This is a genomic window from Pseudothermotoga lettingae TMO, assembly GCF_000017865.1.
GTDB classification, from domain to species: Bacteria; Thermotogota; Thermotogae; order Thermotogales; family DSM-5069; genus Pseudothermotoga_B; species Pseudothermotoga_B elfii.
Window position 1 is genome coordinate 303,213 of the sequence record NC_009828.1, and the last position, 16,209, is coordinate 319,421.

The following is a 16,209-nucleotide window of genomic DNA, read 5'->3' on the forward strand; positions in this document are numbered from 1 at the left end:
TCGGTCGGCACGTTGTCTAAGTTGAATATCAGCAAAAGCATGTTTCCACCTGATTTGAAAACTGCATACCTGATGCTCGATGGTAAATGTAGATTCAACTGCTTGTATTGTAGTCATGCCATTTCCTCTATCTCCCCTCAAAGATTTTTGAGTCGTGTCACATGGCCCTTGATTGATAAAGATGTTCTTATTGAAAAAATTTCGCACAGTGACTTTGAAAGAATATGTATTCAAACAGTTTCTTACAAAGGTTATCAGGATGATCTCAGGTTGCTTTTGAAAGATATAGTTCCTTTAGGGAAAAAGGTATCAATATCGGTTCGAGCTGAAAATATCAAAGAAATAGAGGATTATTTCAACCTTGGGGTTGACAGAATTGGCATAGCTGTTGATGTTGTTAATGAAAAGCTATTTTCAAAAATACGAGGTGGAAACTTCAAATTCACGTTGAGTCTCATTGAAAGATCCGCAAAGTTGTTTCCGAAAAAAATATCAACACACATCATTGTTGGGTTGGGTGAGAATGATTCTGATCTTCTCAAAATTATGATTCACTTTTATGAGCTTGGTGTTGAGGTTGGTCTGTTTGCTTTTACACCACTGAATGGTACACCATTGCAGGATCTTGAGCGTCCGCCGATTGAAAGATACAGGAGAATACAAATTGCTCGTTATCTTATATTTACCGGTAGAAAAGAGCTCGTGTTTCTGGATCAGGGAATAATTCGTTTCAGATGTATTCCAGACGATGCAATAAAAGCTTTTCTAACAAGTGGTTGTCCGGGTTGCTCGAGGCCTTATTATAACGACCGTCCTGGTAAATCACTCTATAACGTACACTCAGAGAAACTACTTCTGAGCATGGATTTGTCGCGGGAGGTGAAGTGGTGAAATTATTAACTTTTAGAGGAGGTATTCATCCACCGGAGAAAAAAGAGCTTGCAAGAGAATCACAGATTATTCGGCTCGATCCACCAAAGATTGCATATGTGTTTTTGGCAAATCATGCTGGTGCACCGGCAAAATGTGTTGTGGAAGAAAACCAACATGTCAGAACCGGACAGGTAATAGGCGAACCAGCTGGATTCATTTCTGGTTATGTGCATTCACCTGTTACAGGCATTGTAAAGAAAATAGATAAAGTTTACCACCCGTTACAGGGTAAACCAATGGAAGCAGTCGTCATAGAGAGAACTTCAGAGGATGACTGGGAATATTTGGATCACAAAGATTGGGAAAAATTGTCAAGAGAAGAACTTTTAGAAGTTGTTAAAAAAGCGGGCATAGTTGGACTTGGTGGCGCAATGTTTCCAACTCACGTGAAGCTGAATCCCCCGAAAGATAAGAAAATAGATACGCTTATAATCAACGCAGCTGAATGTGAACCGTATCTGACCATTGACCATAGATTGATGCTGGAGAAGGCAGAAGATTTCATTGAGGGGATAAGAATTGTTATGAAAATATTACAAGTTCAAAAATCCTTCGTGGGGGTTGAATCAAACAAGCTGGACGCATATAAACATTTGAAAAGCATTGTTGGTTCTGAGGAAATAGAAGTGAAGCTTTTGAAAACTAAATACCCTCAAGGAGCAGAAAAACAGCTCATATACGCAATAACTGGAAGAAAGGTACCTGTCGGTGGTTTACCAATGGATGTTGGGGTGGTTGTTCAGAATGTTCAAACCGTCATTGCTATAAAACATGCGGTTGTTGATAGAAAACCTCTCGTAGAAAGAGGATTAACGGTTAGTGGAGAAGGTATTAACAAACCAGCGAATGTAATTGCCAGGATAGGTACAACAGTAAACCAGCTGATTGAGCTTGCCGGTGGTTTAAAAGAGGAAGCAGAGCGAGTTATTCTTGGTGGCCCCATGACTGGCATAGCCATTAACAGGCTTGATATTCCGATATTAAAAGGTACAAGTGGAATAACAGTGCTTTTAAAAGAAAAGCAGCCTGTGCAGAAAAACTGTATCAGATGTACTAAATGTGTTGTTGCTTGCCCGATGGGATTACAACCTTATTTGCTGTATCTTCTTTCAAATAAGAGGAAATATGATGAAGCTGTTTCTGAAGGGTTGATGAGTTGCATTGAATGTGGAGCATGTGCATATATTTGTCCTTCAAAGATAGATCATGTTCGTGCAATAAAACTTGCCAAGAAAGTTTATCAGGCTTTGAGAGGTGGTAGGAAATGAAATTGCTTGTCAAAGATGCACCTCATATAAGAAGTAACGATTCTGTCAGAAAAATTATGATAGACGTCCTGATAGCGCTTTTGCCAGCTGTTATCGGAGCGGCTATTTTTTTCGGCTGGTATGCTCTGTTTCTTTGTGCTATTGGGGCAGTTGTCGCTGAGCTTGTTGAATGGTTTATAGTCAGAGTTTTGAGAAAGCAGAAAGACTTTATGCCGGACTTAAGTGCAGCTGTTACAGGGCTTCTCTTGGCGATGAATTTACCTCCGACGGCTCCATGGTGGTTGCTTTTGATTGGAATACTTGTAGCAATATCTGTTGCAAAACAGGCTTTTGGTGGAATAGGACAGAACATTTTCAATCCGGCACTGGTTGGAAGGGTATTTCTTTTGATTTCTTTTCCAACCCTGATGACGAGGTGGATCAACCCGGTACAATTTTTTTCAACAACACCGTGGGATGCAATAAGTTCAGCTACACCGCTTGGAATCTTAAAACAGCAGGGTTTCTCAAAGGCAATTAGCGCTTTTAGTTATACAGATTTGTTTTTGGGAAACATTGGAGGCTGTATCGGAGAAACGAGTACGTTACTTTTAATAATAGGGTTTCTCTATTTATGGTATCGTGGTAGAGTGAATCCTGTTATACCAGCTTCTTATATAGGAACTGTTTTTCTTTTTGCAAGTGTGATGTATTTCGTGAATCCAGAAAAATTTGGCTCTCCTCTGTTTCATATTCTCACCGGAGGACTTTTTCTTGGTGCCCTTTTCATGGCCACCGATATGGTAACAAGCCCTATGACTTTAAGAGGTCAGGCAATATTCGGCTTGGGCTGTGGTATCACTACTATGGTGATAAGGTATTTTGCCGGTTATCCTGAGGGCGTTTCTCTTGCAATATTGCTTATGAATGCAGTAACCCCTCTAATAGACAGAGCTTTCAAACCAAGAGTTTTTGGCGAGGTGAAATCATGAAAGAGTATTTGAAAATGGGAGTGGTTCTGCTTATTTATTGTGCAGTAGCTGGTCTGGCGCTCGGTTTAGTTTACACATTGACAAAAGACAGGATATCTCTTACAGAACTTCAGCAGAAAATAAACGCGATAGAAAAAGTGTTGAAAGATGAGAATGGTCAATATATAGTACCAATAGAAGAGGTTAAAAGGCAAATCTCAAGGTCTGGACCAGTTTCTAATGTGATCTATGAGGACTCAAATGGGAAAGTCTATTCGCCGGTTTATAAATTTGAATCAGAATTAGGCACTGTTTATGTTCTGAGCGGTTCTGCTATAGGTTATGGCGGGTCAGTAACAATTGTAGCAAGCTTTGTTGAGAAACAGGAGGGATTAATGCTTTTTTCAATACGGGTGACAGACTTTTCCCAGGAAACCCCGGGATTGGGAGCAAGGATAGGAGAGGAAGAAATACAGAAGCGATTTTATCCAATGGAACCTTCAGCGCTTGAAAATTCAGTTCGCGTAGATAAAGATGCGAATATGACGGGACTTTCGGTTGAAGAAGCCAGGCAGAAAGGCATCGCAAAAGTGAGTGATGTAATGACAGGAGCCACAATTACTCCAAGAGCAGTTGCAAACGCCATCAATGCAATGCTCTCCTATTTGAAATCGGGGGTGAAACAATGAGTGCAATTAAAGAATTCACAAAAGGATTTTTTAAAGAAAATCCCACATACGTTCAGGTACTTGGAATGTGCCCGACTCTTGCAGTTACGACAAGCGCGATGAATGGTCTGGGGATGGGAATAGCAGCAACAAGTGTTTTAACTATGTCTAATATTGTTATATCCCTGATAAGGAAAAATGTTCCAAAAAACCTGAGAATACCAATTTTCATAACCGTGATAGCGACTTTTGTTACTATGATAGATCTTGTGATGCATGCCTTTACCTATGATCTGTGGAAAACTCTGGGACTATTTATTCCTCTTATAGTAGTCAACTGTATAATAATGGGACGAGCTGAGGCGTTTGCTTCCAAAAACGGTGTCTGGACATCCTTTCTTGATGGACTTGGAGTTGGCTTGGGATTCACAGGTTCCTTAGTTTTACTTGGCAGTATCCGAGAACTTTTCGGGAATGGCACGATTTTCGGAATTAATATCTGGGGGAAGGCTTTCAACGTTTTCGTGATGATACTTCCGCCTGGGGCTTATATGACTCTTGGATTACTTGCAGCTCTTTTTGCTTTCATTGGTTTAAAAAAGAAACAGAGAGGTGAAAAGAAATGAGAATTTTTCTAATATTGTTTTCCGCACTTTTGGTTAACAACTACGTTTTTATAAGATTTCTCGGTATCTGTCCATTTCTTGGTGTTTCAAAAAAAATGGACACAGCTGTTGGAATGGGGTTTGCTGCTACATTTGTACTTGTTATGTCTTCGGTTATAACGTGGATTATCAACAAACTGCTTATAGCATTGCAATTGCAGTTTCTTCAGACAGTGACCTTCATTCTGGTGATAGCGACATTTGTCCAGTTTGTTGAGTTTTTTCTCAAGAAAAATAGCCCCTCTCTTTATGAAGCTTTAGGTATTTATCTACCTTTGATCACAACGAACTGTATTATCCTTGGTGTTGCAATTTTGAACGCCCAGACAAACTACACACTTTTGGAATCTGTGTTTCATGCGCTCGGGGCTGGGCTTGGATTTTTACTTGCCTTAGTGATTTTCGCCGGTATAAGAGAAAGACTTGATCTGTATGACTTACCAAAATCGTTTGAAGGTCTACCAATAGCTTTGATATTGGCGTCCATAATCTCTATGGCATTTATGGGATTTCAGGGCCTGATAAAAATGTGAGGTGGTTAAGATGGTTATTGTTTATTCAACATTACTTATGGCTGTCCTTGGATTGGCATTTGGAACCTTTCTTGCCTACTCGGCAAAAAAATTTGAGGTCAAAGAGGATCCGAGGGTGGAGATGATAAAACAAATTTTGCCAGGAGCCAATTGTGGCGCCTGTGGCTATGCTGGATGCGAAGCATACGCGAAAGCTGTTGTGGCTGGTAAAGCCACTTTTGATATGTGTATACCTGGAAGGCCATCCGGGGTTTCAGAAAAAATCAGGGAGATAATGGAGAAAAATGCACCCAATTGAAATTTTTGCACTTTCATATTTTGGAAAATTTTCGATAGAGGAAATACAGAAAATCAAAGAAACTTACAATTCTGTGTCAGAAATCTTGAAATCAGATTTTTTCCAGGGCAACGAAAGGTTCAAGGCGCACTATGACGAAGGGTTTATTCAGCAACAGTTAAAAAAGATAGAAAACTTCAATGTTAAATTGGTAGATTTCTGGAGTGAAGATTATCCGGAGCTTTTGAAATGGACTCATTCTCCACCTGCTGTATTATTTTGCTTGGGAAATATCCAATTTTTGAAAGATAGCAGAACTGTGGCAGTTGTTGGCACAAGGAAAGCGACAGGTTATGGAATCGATGTCACGAAAAAAATGGTTACTGATTTAAGCAGGGCAGGATTCGTTACAGTGAGTGGGATGGCTTTTGGTATAGACAGCTCGGCACATTCAACGGCCCTTAATGTCGGCGGGAAAACTGTAGCAGTTCTGGGTACAGGTGTGGATGTATGTTATCCCGTTTCAAATAAAGATATATATGAAGTTATTTTAAAAAATGGATGTCTGGTAAGCGAGTATCCGCTGGGTACTAAAGCGGCGAAGCAAAATTTTCCGGCAAGAAATAGAATAATAGCCGGGTTATGCAGAGCCACAGTAGTTGTGGAAGCACCGCTCAACAGTGGCGCTTTAATTACTGCAAAAATAGCAGCAGAAATAGGAAGAGATGTTTTTTCTGTTCCTGGTGACATAGACAGAAAGACAAGCGAAGGTTGCAACTGGTTGATAAAGATGGGTGCAACACCATTGACCCACGTCGATCAAATTTTTGAATATTATGGGGTTGAATTTAAGAAAGAAGAACTTTCAGATAATTTTATATCTTTATTTGACAGCGGTCCTTTGCTTGCCGAGGAGGTGGCTGAAAGATTGAAAATGGATTTATCGGAAGTATTATCAAAACTTACTGAATATGAACTGCGGGGTATGATAAGTAAGACCCAGTCGGGTCATTACAATAGAGTTTGAGGAGGGAATGCTTGTGAAAATACTTGTGGTCAATTGTGGCAGTTCATCTGTGAAGTATCAGTTTATTGACATGAAAGGTGAAAAAGTTTTGTGCAAAGGTCTGGCTGAGAGAGTTGGTATCGAGGGAAGCAGGCTTGTTCACAAAGTCAACGAAGATAAACATGTGATTGAAAAACCCATGAAAGATCATGAAGAAGCTTTGAAACTTATTCTGGAAACGTTACTTGATCGAGAGATAGGTGTTATCCGCGATCTATCGGAAATCTCTGCTGTTGGTCATCGGGTAGTGCATGGTGCAGAGAGATTTGCAAGTTCGATTTTAATTGATGAGGAAGTTATGAAGGTGCTGGAAGAGAATATTCACCTTGCACCTTTGCATAATCCTCCAAATATAATGGGTATAAAGGCTGTTCAAAAATTGTTGCCTCAGGTTCCAAATGTTGGCGTTTTCGATACAGCTTTTCATCAATCAATGCCCAGAAAAGCCTTCCTCTATCCTTTGCCATATGAATTTTATGAAAAATACAGGATCAGGAGATATGGTTTTCACGGCACAAGCCACAGATACGTCTCAAAAAGGGCAGCAGAAATACTCGGACGGGATTACTATGACTTTAAAGTTATAACATGCCATCTGGGTAACGGTGCTTCGATTGCCGCTATAAGACATGGTAAATCGATAGACACGTCTATGGGCTTTACTCCTCTTGAGGGCCTTGTTATGGGGACCAGATCAGGCGACATAGATCCGGCGATAGTTATTTATATGCAGCAAAATCTAAGTATACCCGTGGAGGAAGTTTACAATATTTTGAACAAAAAAAGTGGCGTACTTGGTTTAAGCAAACTGAGTTCCGATATGAGAGATATTGAAGATGCTGCAGAATCAGGAAACGAAATGGCGCAACTTGCACTTGAAATATATATATACAGAATTGCAAAATATATAGGTGCTTATACGGCCGCAATGAATGGTGTCGATGCGATAGTTTTTACAGCAGGTGTTGGTGAGAATTCCCCATACGTTAGAGAAAAAGTATGTGATTATCTCGGGTTTCTTGGAGTCAAGATTGACAGAAATCTCAATAACATGAAAGGCGTTGAAAGGATTGTCAGCACGCCAGATTCCAGAGTCGCAATTCTGATTGTTCCAACAAACGAAGAATTGGTGATAGCAAGAGATACGAAACAAATTGTTGAAAGTGGGATCAAAGAACTTAAACTCTTTTGAGAATAATCGGGGGTTCGAGTGAAAATCCGATACCCCCGTTTTTTGTTCCACGCATCAATATGAGTACAGCATCTCTTCTGGAAGATCCATAGACAGGCAAAATTTTTTTGGGTTGCATTTTTTTTCTCAAAAACTCATTTATCCAGAAAATCAGGTGAGTGGGTGACAGCACGAACACAAATTCACCTCTGTTTTTTAAAAGATATGCTGCTGCCTCTACAAATTCCCTCACAGTTTCAAAATCAGCTGTTCTTGTTTGTCTCCTCTTCTCGTTAGGGCTCGGTACACCTGTTATGTGGTGAGGAGGATTGGATATAACCATGTCAAAAGATTCTGCAGCAAAGAACTTTGAAACATCTTTGCAGGAAATATTAACTAAATCGACTTTTCCGTATAGATTGTTCATCTGAATAGTTCGCTGAGCAAGATGAATCAAATCAGGGTCTTTATCTATGCCTACCACATAACGATTGTACTTTGAGGCTATGTAGGCGCACACAACACCGGTGGCACAGCCAAGTTCTATAACCTTTCGCTGATCTTTTTTTGGTTTTGAATACCAGGCTAAAAGAGTTGTTGCATGTGTGATTCTATAAAAATCACTGCTACTGGGCGAAAAGATAGAGTTTAAAATATCTGGATCAAATCTATTTTCGAAATTCAGATTTTCCAATTTTAACTACCTCTCCAAGCAACTCTGTTTTCAAAAGTGTTGCTCTGGAATCTCTCAATTGAATAGCAATTGAGGCAGATATCATACAGGCAAAGCTGTCGAATATGGAATATCCTGACAGAACAACTCCAGTGTCCGCATTGAATTGAGTGCTCCTGACACGCATTACAGAATAGTCCTGGATCTGAACGCATTTTTTCGCTGATAACCAGCTGTCTATCATTTGAACAAAAGAGAAATTTTCCAAAGAAAGTGCGGTGTCCTCAGAGTAGAAAGATGTTGAGTAAATCTTTCCTTTTGAGAAATCACTAACGTTAATACGATTTATTTTAGAATCGTTGATCAGGAAAGAAGATATATGTTTCAAGGTAAGTTGGGATATTTCGCATGAGTTTATCCAGAGTTTTCTGACATTCGTGAAAGTTATTTGCTTTGCCTTAACATTTTTCAGTGATATAGCCAGCGATCGATTAACTTCCAGATAAGACCTGGAAAGATCAAGATTTGATCCCCAGAACATGCTCGCACCCGAAATAACTATTTGAACTTCTATTTTTGAATTGTTGAGTATCAATTTACCTTCATCTGTTATTATCAGTTTTCCCTGTCCGAGGATCTTCGAACCTGATTCTGCAATCAGGTTACCTTTGATGGCAATCTCACAGCCTGCAGGAATTCTGAGTACACCACCTGATTTTATTAAAACTGTTTCGCCTGAAGGAATCACTATTTTGCCGAACACAGTGTATTCGCCGTTAGCGAGTATTCCGCTATTTAAAGTGATTATATTTCCTGGAGATATCTGATTGTTAATTTTTGTCTGATAGAGTAAAGATGGAAAACTTTCATTACCGGCACCATCCACATCGCATATAAACGCCATGTCCTTTTTGAGAGAATTTGATTTAGAATCTTCGAAATACAGCTCACCGTTTTCTATCCAGTACGCCCTATGTGTTCGAGAAGATATGATATTATTTCCATTCACCGCTGGTGGAGAAGGCAGGTGGGGAACAACAAAAAATCTGTAAGTCTTGTCGGTAACATTTGAATTGCTGTCTTTGCAGACTATCCTCAGAGCATGTTCGCCAGAGTGAATGAAAAAGTTATCTATCTCAAGAAAACCATCCTTAACTTTGACAAGCTCTGTTTGATTGCCATCTAAGAAAAATCTCATGGTCAACTTATCGAGTTCGTCCCAGTCATCAGAGATTTTTATGGGGAAAGAAAGTCTATCGGCTGTAACGTAGTATCCAGATATAATAAAATCGATCTTTGGAGGTAAATCTTTACTGGCATCTATGTTGAGCACTATCTTTTTAGTGGTGTCTGATAGAGGTGAAATTTCAATGGGGATATTCAAATATTTTTGCCATGGTATTTTGATTTCTCCTGAATTGACTGTGAACGACGTCTCATTTACAGTTACCTTTATCTGATCATACATCTCCAGCCCCTTAATAATTAACTGCGAGTTTTCAAAATAATAATTTACCTTTGCAAATAACACTGAACAGAATAGGATAAAAATCAGAATGAATTTATTCACTTTCGAGTTCCTCCTCGATCATCTGTTTTCTGAACATTCTTGCATACATGCCGTTTAATGCCATGAGCTCTTCGTGCCTTCCTTTTTCGATGAGTTTTCCGTCATCAAGCACTATTATAAGGTCTGCATCTTTAAGTACTTTCAGTCTGTGGGTAATAACAATCATCGTCTTTTCTCGATAATTTTCCCTCAATGCCGTTATAATTTTTTCCTCTGTTTCGGGATCAACTGCCGATAGGCAGTCATCAAAAACTATCAGATCTTTCTCCATATAGAGTGCTCTGGCTATAGTAACTCTCTGCTTTTGCCCTCCAGATAAAGTGACTCCCCTCTCGCCAACAACTGTATCGTATCCATGATCGAAAGACTCTATTTCGTCATGAACAGATGCCAATTCTGCATAATGGACTGCTTTTTTGAAATCAATATCTTTTTGCGCAAAAGCAATGTTTTTAAGTACACTGTCGGAAAAAAGAAAAGATTCCTGGGGTACAAAGGCTATTAACTGTCTTATATTAACTGAAGATATATCGTTTATATCAACTCTGTTTATGAATATCTTTCCACGCTCAACCGGGTAAAGCTTGGCGAGGAGCTTCACTATAGTGGATTTACCGCTTCCGACTGTGCCTACTATACCGATCATATCTCCTCTGGAGAAGGAAAAACTCACATTCTTGAGGACCCATCTGTCAGTCCCGGGATATCTATAGGTTAGATTTTTATACTCCACGGTATTGATTTCTTTTATCTCAACAGGGGCTTCTGGTTCTTCCACCTGTGGTTTTTCCTGTACTATTTCCATGAGTCTTTTGTAAGAAGCTCTTCCCCGCTGAATAACATTTAATACCCATCCAAGAGCCATCATGGGCCATGTTAACATACCAAGGTAGGAATTAAACGCTATGAATTCGCCGAGGGTTACATCTCCTTTTATAACCATTGGACCGCCAAATCCAAGTGCCAGAACATGCGATATTGAAGCAAACAACATCATCAGCGGAAAAAAAAGAGATGCAACTTTTGCAAGGGACATCGCTGCTTCGTAATTTTGAAATGATCTTTTGTTAAACAGGTAGTGGATTTTGTCGTTTGCTGCGAAACTCTTTACTATTCTCACCCCAGAAATTGTTTCTTCAGTCCACTCGCTTAATGAGGAGTATTGCCTTTGAACGCTCATAAATCTTTTATGTATCAATTTTCCAAAAAACAAAGCTATCAGCGCGAGTGCCGGTAAGGGGATTGAAGCCAGTGAAGTCAGACGCCAGCTCACAACTCTCCCCATAAAAAGAATAGTCATCACAGCCATAAATGAGGCGTCTACAGATAGAACAACGCCTTGTGCAAGTGCCATTCGCACTGCCTGTAAATCGTTGGTAAGTTTCGCCATCAAATCTCCACTCCGATTTTGATCAAAATATCCTGTGGAGAGAGATAACAATTTTTCAAATAAAAAGTTTCTCGTCATATATTCAAACCTTCTGGATGTGCCTATGATGAAGAACCTCCATAGAAATCTCAAAATGGCCATTCCGATTGCGATACCCACTATCCAGGCGACCATTGTTGAAACATAATCGAGATTGGGCTGGGTTTTCAAATGATCAACAACCTGACCAACTATTCTTGGAATGAAAAGCTGAAAAAGGTCGACAAAAATGAGCACAAGTATCCCGAGTGCATATCTGTACCAGTACTTCCTTAAGAATTGTTTTATCATTTTTTTCACCTTCCTGCGAATTTCTTGATCCTTTCTATGCCTTTTTTCAAAGTTTCCTCTGAGGTTGCAAAAGAAAGCCTTGCAAAACCGGGTGCATTGAAAGCGGATCCCGGAACAAGCGCAACATGATAGTCATTCAGAAGCTCCTTACAGAAATCTATATCGTTTTTACCAAATTCCGAAACATCGATCATGACATAAAAAGCTCCTTTTGGCTCGAAGTATTTTACACCAATCTCTGAAAGCAAGCTGCACACAAGCTCTCTTCTTTCTTTGAATCGTTTTCGCATGTACGAAACGTCCACATCGAAGGCCTTTAAGGCTGCGTATTGTGTTATGGTGTTTATATTAGAGGTAATATGAGCCTGAACTTTCCCGGCAGCTTTTGCAATTTGCACCGGGGCCATCAAATAACCTATTCTCCATCCAGTCATTGAGTGAGATTTTGAAAAGCCGTTTATGAGGACCGTTCTATCACCTTTTGATATTTTTAGCATTGAAATATGCTCCTGATAATAAGTCAGAGTTTCATAAACTTCGTCGCTTATGATCAACAGATCATGTCTTTTTGCAAGCTCGTATATTTTTGACAGGGTTTCTTCACTATATACAGCCCCCGTGGGGTTATTTGGTGTGTTTATAATGATAGCCTTTGTCTTTGAACTTATGGCTTTCTCTATTTCGTCGATTTTTGGAGAAAAACCATCCTCAATTTTTGCTTTCACATGGATAGCCTTGGCTGAAAGCAGCAAAACCATTGGTTCGTAGCTTACCCAGCATGGATCAATTATTATTACCTCGTCACCTTCAGACAGAACTGCGGCGAGGGTGTTGAAAATGGCCTGTTTTCCTCCATTGCTCACAACAATTTGATCGGCAGAGCAATTTAAGCAGTATTTTTTTGAGATGTGGTATGCTATTTTTTCACGGAGTTCAGGAATACCTGATGAATCGGTATATTTGGTTAGATTTTTTTTCATAGCTTCTATGGCAGCTTCTACAATAGGTTCGGGTGTAGGAAAATCTGGCTCACCTGCTGTCAGGTTTACCACGTCAACCCCATTTTTCTTAAGGTTGCTTGCTATCGCGTTGATCTCGAGAGTTTTCGAAACAGGCATTGCAGAAACATTTTTTGACAGATTCATCATAAGACCTCCTGGATTTTGTATTGAATACACGCACAAATGATATTATATTACCCGGGTGGTTTTGTATGCCAAATTTTGAACAATTGTTTGCTCATTCAAGTGATTACATTTTGTTGATGCTCGAAACATGGTATATTGTGATTCCAATCTCGGCCTTTTTAATCTTTGCGGCGAAACATGTGGAAAAGGTCTCTGTAAGCCTTTTTGGTTTTTTGCTGGGTGGATTTGTGCTTTTTCCGGTACTTGTTGACAGGTTTGAGGCGTTTAGACAGTGGATAAGTACCAGTGAGGTAAATCAGTATATCGCATTTTTTGTCATTTCGGTACTTTGTGCCATAGTTTTGTATGTTCTTTTCAGAGTATTTATTTTCCTGGTTGGTTTTCTGGCAACTATGGGGATGGTGTATTATGTTGTCGATTTTGTTGTGAAAAGGTTCGAATTGCTTGCAAATATGAACCAATTTGTTCAGGAAAACTGGTTTATGATTCTCTTAGCTGTTTCAGCCGGATGTGGTATAATTGGTGGCTTGTTGGCTACAAATAGAAGTTCTTCGGTAGTGGCGGTTTTGAGTTTACTGGCTGGCTCAGCCGCACTTTCAGTTGAAATTGTTGGTTGGAGCTATCTTTTTGCAACACAGGATAAGCAAAAAGTATCAGAGCTGTTCTCTAAACCTGCCGCACTCGCAGTGTTTATAGTTATTACAGCTGTTTTATTTGTGGCGGGATTGTATTTCAATTTTTCTCGAGGGAAAAAAAGGCAGGAAAATAAGCCGCAGTGAATTGCGGCTTATTTTACCAGAAGAACTCTAAAAACGCCATTTTGAACAAGCTTCTCAGCCAGATTTTTATCTGGAGTAATGTAGATCTTATACAGATCTATTTCGCCTGGAAAATCTTCGATATAGATGGAGTTTTGATCATTTTTCAGAACATACTCAGCTTCATCAGGACTAACAGCCAATATCATTGGATTGCCAGCAAAATCATCGTTTTTTGCAATATATTGTTGAAAATCCTCTTTTATATCCTGATAAACATATCTGAGTATCTTGGCAAAGATTTGCGCATCGACATAACCAGGTAAATATGCTATTGGCGTTGCTTGCTGAGTAAAAAACCAGATCATTGGCACGCTGTTAACCTGAAATTTTGTGAACAGCTCTGAATAAGTCATTTCTTTGCCAAAAGCAGTGGTCTTCCTGCTGTAATCAAACATTGCTTCGGCAAACACGTAATTTGCTGAGATCAATCTTCTGACAGTTTCATCGGTAAGTGTCTCGTTTTTCAATTTGGCACAATAAGGGCATGATGATGTTGTGAAGATAATAGCTAATTTTTTGTGTTCAATTTTTGCCAGATTGATAGCAACCTCCAGATTAGAAATCAAAATGTCTGCAAAAACGACTGCGCTTAAAAATAAGAAAATTACTGCCAGAACCTTTTTTATGTGCATACTCTCACCTCTTTGTTATATAAATGCTTTGCCCGTGACTATCAAAAGGCCGATTGTAACGAGTATTGCAGAAGCAAGATATCTAAAAAATCTTTCCCATTTTGGTGTTGAAAAACTGATTTTTGAGAAAACCCTCGAGATCACACTACCAATTGTCAAAAAAGGTATCGATATTCCTAAGGAGTATATAAACAGTAAAAAAGAACCTTTAAGCATTGTTCCCTGTGCCGAAGCTATGATTAACATTGAGGCAAGCACCGGACTTGCACACGGTATCCACACCAATCCTATTCCGATGCCTATGATAATACCTGATAGAAAACCACCAGATTTGAAGCGGTAAAAATTAAACGATTTAATTTTCACAAGTTGAATTTGCATCAGAAAAAATATCGCCATCAAAATTATTAGACTGCCGGCTATATATCTTGTAATTTCTCGATTTGTTAGAAACCCAATCAACCCCGATAAAGCTCCCAAGAGGGAAAAAGTTGCAGATAAACCTAACAAAAAGCCAGCAATCCTTGCAAATGCTTTAACACCTTTTTCAGAAAGTATCAGGGCTATAAAGGCGGGAATCAGTGGTAGCACGCACGGACTGAAGAAAGAAATTATTCCATGTGTAAGAGCTGTTATGAAATCAACCTGAGTGACAGATATTCCCATCTTTAATCCCCCAAAATTAGACTATAATTGTCTAAATTATATCATGATTTTTGGTAAAACACTATAGTTCCATCGGACGTCTAAGAAATGGTGACTGTGGTAAGATAGTACAAGAAAACGTCAAACGGAGGTGGATTTTCATGAAAAAAGTTTTCTTAGCGATTCTGCTACTTTTATCAGCATTTCTCTATGCAACGACATTTTCAGATGTTCCAGTAAATCACTGGGCTTATGAGGCTGTAACAGAGCTTTCCAAATTGGGGATCGTTTCTGGAATGCCAGATGGCACATATCAGGGGAATAACCCTATGACACGCTATCAGGTTGCCGTGGCCCTCAAGAAACTTCTGGATTATTTGACACAGCAGGTTGAAAAAGCAGTCTCGCCGGCAGATCTTCAAAATGCAATTAAAAGAATTTCTGTCATCGAGGATCTTGTAAGTACTACTCTGACAAAAGTACAGAAAAACAGTGAACAAATATCGGCGAGTGACCAGAGCCTTCAAACAGTACTGGCAGAGATTTCGAATTTGAAAACAACGGTGGTTGAAATTGCGCAGGTCAAGAAGGATATGCCAACAATGATTGCCGCTTCAGAGAACAAGATGATGACCATGTATAATCAGCTTTCCGCCAAGGTTTCATCTGTCGAAAAAACCATCTCTGATTTGCAATCCCAGATCTCATCTCAGGTAATGGCCCAGCTGAAGGATTCAATTAATTCTATCAACGCCAATGTAGCTTCCATTGAAGGTAAAGTGAACTCTCTATCTGGCAAGGTTGAAGCGCTTGCGAGCTCTGATGATTCAATCAAAGCCGACCTTACTTCTCTTTCAAAACGCGTTGACGCCGCAGAGAACAATTTGCAGATTCTGTCAACTTTGAGAAAGAGCTTCACAGATCTTGAGGCAAGAGTAGCGTCACTTGAGACAAAACTTGCAACAGATGTTGATTCATTAAAGAAAGCTATTTCAACAACTGCAAATCAACTTGATGCAAGACTTTCTCTTGTTGAAGGACAACTTGCCTCTCTTGTAACTGACGTGGAAAAATTGAAGAAGGACGTTGCTGATGCATCACAGGCTGCTAAAAAGGTTTCGGTTCTTGAAGGAAATGTTGGTACCGTGGCTGGTCAGGTGGTTTCTCTGAATCAGAAAGTATCACAGAACGAGCAGAACATTGCTTCTCTCAAGAAAACTGTGGATAGCAAGCCGTGGCAGGGCGATATAGAAGCTTCAACTGTTCAGTTTTCCAAAAAGTACGATGAAGTTTATAACATGGCCATGATAGGTGTTATTGCCGGTGCAGCAGGTGCAATTGTGGGATTGATAGGTTTATTGGTAGGTATGCAGTGATTTATATGGGAATATAGCATAAAGGGCCTTCGGGCCCTTTTGTTTTGGTGATTCAGTATGTTTTATGAAACAAGCTGATAAAATCTTGGTGTA

Annotated in this window: 17 protein-coding genes; 11 read left to right on the forward strand and 6 right to left on the reverse strand. The window is 39.5% G+C overall.

Annotated elements, in window-relative coordinates; translation table 11 throughout:
• Positions 1–12: 12 nt before the first annotated feature.
• The 9 genes from TLET_RS01470 to ackA are packed head-to-tail and all read left to right on the forward strand — an operon-like array spanning position 13 to position 7,552.
• On the forward strand, positions 13–891 hold the full coding sequence (locus tag TLET_RS01470; RefSeq protein ID WP_309297887.1) for a radical SAM protein: 879 nt from the start codon (positions 13–15) through the stop codon (positions 889–891).
• Entirely contained in the window at positions 888–2,201 is a 1,314-nt protein-coding gene (gene rsxC, locus TLET_RS01475) for an electron transport complex subunit RsxC (RefSeq protein WP_012002337.1), read from the forward strand. Before TLET_RS01470 ends, rsxC begins: the two co-directional genes overlap by 4 nt.
• Positions 2,198–3,172 (forward strand): RnfABCDGE type electron transport complex subunit D, encoded by a 975-nt coding sequence (locus TLET_RS01480; protein WP_012002338.1) that lies wholly within the window; start codon positions 2,198–2,200, stop codon positions 3,170–3,172. Before rsxC ends, TLET_RS01480 begins: the two co-directional genes overlap by 4 nt.
• Positions 3,169–3,840, forward strand: coding sequence for an RnfABCDGE type electron transport complex subunit G (locus TLET_RS01485; RefSeq protein ID WP_012002339.1), 672 nt, complete (start codon positions 3,169–3,171; stop codon positions 3,838–3,840). Before TLET_RS01480 ends, TLET_RS01485 begins: the two co-directional genes overlap by 4 nt.
• On the forward strand, positions 3,837–4,445 hold the full coding sequence (gene rsxE, locus TLET_RS01490) for an electron transport complex subunit RsxE (RefSeq protein WP_012002340.1): 609 nt from the start codon (positions 3,837–3,839) through the stop codon (positions 4,443–4,445). The genes TLET_RS01485 and rsxE overlap by 4 nt, the downstream gene beginning before the upstream one ends.
• On the forward strand, positions 4,442–5,017 hold the full coding sequence (gene rsxA / locus TLET_RS01495; RefSeq protein WP_012002341.1) for an electron transport complex subunit RsxA: 576 nt from the start codon (positions 4,442–4,444) through the stop codon (positions 5,015–5,017). Before rsxE ends, rsxA begins: the two co-directional genes overlap by 4 nt.
• Before the next feature lie 10 nt (positions 5,018–5,027).
• On the forward strand, positions 5,028–5,315 hold the full coding sequence (locus TLET_RS01500) for an RnfABCDGE type electron transport complex subunit B (RefSeq protein ID WP_012002342.1): 288 nt from the start codon (positions 5,028–5,030) through the stop codon (positions 5,313–5,315).
• On the forward strand, positions 5,302–6,321 hold the full coding sequence (gene dprA, locus TLET_RS01505; protein ID WP_012002343.1) for a DNA-processing protein DprA: 1,020 nt from the start codon (positions 5,302–5,304) through the stop codon (positions 6,319–6,321). The genes TLET_RS01500 and dprA overlap by 14 nt, the downstream gene beginning before the upstream one ends.
• A gap of 13 nt (positions 6,322–6,334) precedes the next feature.
• On the forward strand, positions 6,335–7,552 hold the full coding sequence (ackA, locus tag TLET_RS01510; RefSeq protein ID WP_012002344.1) for an acetate kinase: 1,218 nt from the start codon (positions 6,335–6,337) through the stop codon (positions 7,550–7,552).
• Here ackA and TLET_RS01515 read toward each other — a convergent pair.
• From TLET_RS01515 to aspC, 4 genes are read right to left on the reverse strand one after another with little or no spacing between them, the layout of a single operon-like run.
• Positions 7,539–8,225 carry a tRNA1(Val) (adenine(37)-N6)-methyltransferase gene (locus TLET_RS01515; protein WP_012002345.1) on the reverse strand — a complete coding sequence of 229 codons (687 nt, stop codon included), beginning with the start codon at positions 8,223–8,225 and terminating at the stop codon, positions 7,539–7,541. The two genes, ackA and TLET_RS01515, sit on opposite strands and share 14 nt — an antisense overlap.
• Positions 8,200–9,774, reverse strand: coding sequence for a hypothetical protein (locus TLET_RS01520; protein WP_012002346.1), 1,575 nt, complete (start codon positions 9,772–9,774; stop codon positions 8,200–8,202). The genes TLET_RS01515 and TLET_RS01520 overlap by 26 nt, the downstream gene beginning before the upstream one ends.
• A complete protein-coding gene (locus tag TLET_RS01525) occupies positions 9,767–11,494 on the reverse strand; it encodes an ABC transporter ATP-binding protein (RefSeq protein WP_012002347.1) in 1,728 nt (575 codons plus the stop codon). The genes TLET_RS01520 and TLET_RS01525 overlap by 8 nt, the downstream gene beginning before the upstream one ends.
• Positions 11,495–11,499: 5 nt before the next feature.
• The gene (gene aspC / locus TLET_RS01530) at positions 11,500–12,639 is read right to left on the reverse strand and encodes an aspartate aminotransferase (protein WP_012002348.1); all 1,140 of its coding nucleotides are present in this window, start codon (positions 12,637–12,639) and stop codon (positions 11,500–11,502) included.
• A gap of 68 nt (positions 12,640–12,707) precedes the next feature.
• On the opposite strand from aspC, the gene TLET_RS01535 reads away from it, so the two are divergent.
• The gene (locus TLET_RS01535; protein WP_012002349.1) at positions 12,708–13,421 is read left to right on the forward strand and encodes a hypothetical protein; all 714 of its coding nucleotides are present in this window, start codon (positions 12,708–12,710) and stop codon (positions 13,419–13,421) included.
• Positions 13,422–13,429: 8 nt separating this feature from the next.
• On the opposite strand, the gene TLET_RS01540 is transcribed toward TLET_RS01535, so the two are convergent.
• Positions 13,430–14,095, reverse strand: a complete 666-nt coding sequence (locus TLET_RS01540) for a thioredoxin family protein (protein WP_012002350.1) — start codon at positions 14,093–14,095, stop codon at positions 13,430–13,432.
• 15 nt (positions 14,096–14,110) lie between these two features.
• On the reverse strand, positions 14,111–14,761 hold the full coding sequence (locus TLET_RS01545) for a cytochrome c biogenesis CcdA family protein (protein ID WP_012002351.1): 651 nt from the start codon (positions 14,759–14,761) through the stop codon (positions 14,111–14,113).
• A 140-nt stretch (positions 14,762–14,901) separates the two neighbouring features.
• On the opposite strand from TLET_RS01545, the gene TLET_RS01550 reads away from it, so the two are divergent.
• The gene (locus TLET_RS01550; protein WP_012002352.1) at positions 14,902–16,116 is read left to right on the forward strand and encodes an S-layer homology domain-containing protein; all 1,215 of its coding nucleotides are present in this window, start codon (positions 14,902–14,904) and stop codon (positions 16,114–16,116) included.
• The last annotated feature ends 93 nt before the right edge of the window (positions 16,117–16,209 follow it).

Excerpts from the sequence above, each read along its gene's own strand:
- TLET_RS01480 (WP_012002338.1), top strand. The coding sequence starts at position 2,198 with ATGAAATTGCTTGTCAAAGATGCACCTCATATAAGAAGTAACGATTCT.
- TLET_RS01485 (WP_012002339.1), top strand. The coding sequence starts at position 3,169 with ATGAAAGAGTATTTGAAAATGGGAGTGGTTCTGCTTATTTATTGTGCA.
- rsxE (WP_012002340.1), top strand. The coding sequence starts at position 3,837 with ATGAGTGCAATTAAAGAATTCACAAAAGGATTTTTTAAAGAAAATCCC.
- rsxA (WP_012002341.1), top strand. The coding sequence starts at position 4,442 with ATGAGAATTTTTCTAATATTGTTTTCCGCACTTTTGGTTAACAACTAC.
- TLET_RS01500 (WP_012002342.1), top strand. The coding sequence starts at position 5,028 with ATGGTTATTGTTTATTCAACATTACTTATGGCTGTCCTTGGATTGGCA.
- dprA (WP_012002343.1), top strand. The coding sequence starts at position 5,302 with ATGCACCCAATTGAAATTTTTGCACTTTCATATTTTGGAAAATTTTCG.
- TLET_RS01525 (WP_012002347.1), bottom strand. The coding sequence starts at position 11,494 with ATGATAAAACAATTCTTAAGGAAGTACTGGTACAGATATGCACTCGGG.
- aspC (WP_012002348.1), bottom strand. The coding sequence starts at position 12,639 with ATGAATCTGTCAAAAAATGTTTCTGCAATGCCTGTTTCGAAAACTCTC.
- TLET_RS01535 (WP_012002349.1), top strand. The coding sequence starts at position 12,708 with ATGCCAAATTTTGAACAATTGTTTGCTCATTCAAGTGATTACATTTTG.
- TLET_RS01540 (WP_012002350.1), bottom strand. The coding sequence starts at position 14,095 with ATGCACATAAAAAAGGTTCTGGCAGTAATTTTCTTATTTTTAAGCGCA.
- TLET_RS01545 (WP_012002351.1), bottom strand. The coding sequence starts at position 14,761 with ATGGGAATATCTGTCACTCAGGTTGATTTCATAACAGCTCTTACACAT.
- TLET_RS01550 (WP_012002352.1), top strand. The coding sequence starts at position 14,902 with ATGAAAAAAGTTTTCTTAGCGATTCTGCTACTTTTATCAGCATTTCTC.